Annotated in this window: 2 protein-coding genes; both read left to right on the top strand. The window is 74.5% G+C overall.

What is annotated here, in order from left to right:
• Positions 1–134: 134 nt before the first annotated feature.
• Entirely contained in the window at positions 135–1,031 is an 897-nt protein-coding gene (locus AB0D67_RS39020) for a UbiA family prenyltransferase (RefSeq protein ID WP_362947464.1), read from the top strand.
• A gap of 196 nt (positions 1,032–1,227) precedes the next feature.
• A complete protein-coding gene (locus AB0D67_RS39015) occupies positions 1,228–2,415 on the top strand; it encodes an RtcB family protein (RefSeq protein ID WP_362947462.1) in 1,188 nt (395 codons plus the stop codon).
• Positions 2,416–2,585 lie beyond the last annotated feature (170 nt).

The following is a 2,585-nucleotide window of genomic DNA, read 5'->3' as shown; positions in this document are numbered from 1 at the left end:
ACGACAAACCATCGCGCAGGCGAATCCCACTGATCTCAACCCCGTACAGGCCCTAACAGTAGTGTGACGTCCCACCCGCCCCAGGCGGCGACGCGCCGCCGCGAGACCCTCCCCTCTACGATCGGTCCGTGACGATGAGCGGGCATTCGCGGGAGCACGGGCACCCCGCCGGGCGGGAGGGCCGCCGGGGCCCGGCGGGCATGGTCCGGGTGGCGTGGGCGCTGGTGCGGGCCTGCCATCCGGGGCCGACCGCGGCGGTCACCGTCATGGTGGCCGCGCTCGCCGTGGCGAGCGGCCGCGACGCCGCCGGCTGCGTCCTGGCGGCCGCCGCGGTGCTGGCCGGGCAGCTGTCCATCGGCTGGTGCAACGACGCGGTGGACGCCGGGAGGGACGTCGCGGCCGGCCGTACCGGCAAGCCTGTCGCCGAGGGCGCGGTGGGCGCGCGGACGGTGTGGGCCGCCGCCGCGTCGGCCGCGGCGCTGTGCGTGCCGCTCTCGCTGGCCTCCGGGCCCGCGGCCGGGACCGCGCACCTGATCGGTGTGGCCGCCGCCTGGGCCTACGACCTGAGGATGAAGGCCACCGCGCTGTCGTGGCTGCCGTACGCCGTGGGGTTCGGCTCACTGCCGGCGTTCGTGGCCCTCGGGCTGCCGGGCCACCCCTGGCCCGCCTGGTGGGCGGTCCTGGCGGCGGCACTGCTCGGCTGCGGCGCGCACCTGGCCAACGTCCTGCCCGACATCCCGGGCGATCTCGCCACCGGGGTCCGCGGCTGGCCGCAGCGGCTGGGGGAGGCCCGCGTCCGCGTGCTGGTCCCGCTGCCGCTGCTGGCGGCCACGGCGGTGCTGGCCCTCGCCCCGCCGGGACCGCCCGGCGCGGGAGGCTGGGCCGCCCTCGCCGCGGCCGTCGCGCTCACCGGAGCCGGGACGCTGCTGGGCGGGCGCTCGCCGCGCGTCCCGTTCGCCACTGCGATCGCGGTGGCGGCGGTCGGGGTGGTCCTGCTGCTGGCCCGCGGCACCGAGATCACCGCCGCCTGACCCCCGGCCGCCCTGAAGGCCACGGACACAGCCCTGACCTCGCGGTTCACCGCGGCCGGCCCGTGGGCCGCGGCTCCGGTGGCGGATGCGGGGATCTTTAATCGGTTGCGGCTTCCCGGGCGTTCTGGCGTCATTGGGAGCGATCAGCAGCGATCGGCAGCGATCGGCAGGCCGTACGGAAGGAGGCGATGCGACGATGGCGTTCAGCGAGGTGGCCGGCGGACGGGCCCCGATCCGCATGTGGGCCGACCCCGACGGGATCGAGCCCGAGGTGATGCGGCAGCTGCGCAACGTCGCGAACCTCCCCTGGACCCACGGCGTCGCCGTGATGCCCGACGTCCACCACGGCAAGGGCGCGACGGTCGGCTCGGTCATCGCGATGCGGGACGCCGTCTCGCCCGCCGCGGTCGGCGTGGACATCGGCTGCGGCATGACCGCGGTGAAGACCTCCCTCACCGCCGCGGACCTCCCCGACGACCTCGGCCGCCTGCGCTCGAAGCTGGAGCAGGCGATCCCGGTCGGCTTCGGCCTGCACAAGACCCCGGTCGACCCGGCCAGGCTGCACGGGGTCCGGACCGCCGGCTGGGAGGGCTTCTGGAAGGACTTCGAGCGCCTCGCCCCGGCCGTGCACCCGAAGCGGGAGCGCGCCGAGGCGCAGATGGGCACCCTCGGCGGCGGCAACCACTTCCTGGAGGTCTGCGCCGACGACCGGGACGGGATCTGGATCGTGCTGCACTCCGGCTCGCGCAACATCGGCAAGGAGCTGGCGGAGTACCACATCGGGCGGGCCCGGGCGCTGCCGCACAACCAGGACCTGCCCGACCGCGACCTCGCGGTGTTCGTCGGGGGCACGCCGCAGATGGACGCCTACCGCCGCGACCTGTTCTGGGCGCAGGACTACGCGCGGCGCAACCGGACGGTCATGATGGCCCTGGCCTGCGACGTGCTCCGGCGCCAGCTGCCCGGCGTCACCTTCGAGCAGCCGATCTCCTGCCACCACAACTACGTGGCGGAGGAGCGGTACGACGGCGTGGATGTGCTCGTCACCCGCAAGGGCGCGATCCGCGCGGGATCCGGCGATCTCGGCATCATCCCCGGCTCGATGGCGACCGGCACCTACATCGTGAAGGGCCTGGGGAACGCCGCGGCGTTCAACTCCGCCTCACACGGTGCCGGTCGCCGGATGAGCCGCAGCAAGGCGAAGCGGACCTTCACCCTCGCCGACCTGAAGAAGCAGACCGACGGCGTGGAGTGCCGCAAGGACACCGGCGTGATCGACGAGATCCCCGGCGCCTACAAGGACATCCGGTCCGTCATGGCCGCGCAGTCCGACCTGGTCGAGGTCGTCGCCCGGCTGCGCCAGCTCGTCTGCGTCAAGGGCTGACGCGGCCCGTCCGCGCCGGGGGACGACGGCGATGTGACGGGCGTCTCCCGGTGCCCGTCTCCCGGATCCGTCTCCCGGGCCTCCCCGGGAGACGGCCGCCGGCGCTCGGCGGCCGATCGGGAGAGCACAAGTCTGAACACCACTCACCCACACAACAAAATCGGTGTGGG

The sequence above is a fragment of the Streptosporangium sp. NPDC048047 genome (assembly GCF_040653115.1).
Lineage (GTDB): Bacteria > Actinomycetota > Actinomycetes > Streptosporangiales > Streptosporangiaceae > Streptosporangium.
The sequence above is the reverse complement of the archived record's forward strand: the minus strand, read 5'-3'. Positions and strand labels throughout refer to the sequence as shown.